Here is a 299-nt window from a genome sequence, read left to right as displayed (position 1 = left end):
AACACCACCCGTGCTGCGCAGGGTGATGGCGGCAATGGTGGTGCCGGTGGCAAGGGTGGTGCCGGGTTTGACGCGGTCGCCGAGGGCGCCGGTGCTGGTGTCTCGGGCACCGATGGTGGTGCTGGTGGTGATGGTGGCGCCGGTGGTAGCGGCACCGTCGCGGGTGCGCACGGTGCTGGTGGCGTGGGTGGTAATGGTGGTTCGGGTACTGATGGCGCTGATGGCGCGGTCGGTAGCACGGGCACTGCGCAGGATCGCACCGGTGGCGCTGGTGGCAATGGTGGCGATGGTGGTAACGC

1 protein-coding gene is annotated in these 299 nt (G+C 69.2%); it reads right to left on the bottom strand.

Going from position 1 to position 299, the window contains the following annotated elements; all coding sequences use genetic code 11:
- Nucleotides 1–299: hypothetical protein (locus tag LI94_RS25190; RefSeq protein ID WP_192831028.1), on the bottom strand; the 299-nt coding region annotated here is incomplete at both ends.

This window comes from Mycobacterium sp. UM_Kg27 (genome assembly GCF_000972905.1).
In the GTDB taxonomy this organism is placed as follows: Bacteria; Actinomycetota; Actinomycetes; order Mycobacteriales; family Mycobacteriaceae; genus Mycobacterium.
The sequence above is the reverse complement of the archived record's forward strand: the minus strand, read 5'-3'. Positions and strand labels throughout refer to the sequence as shown.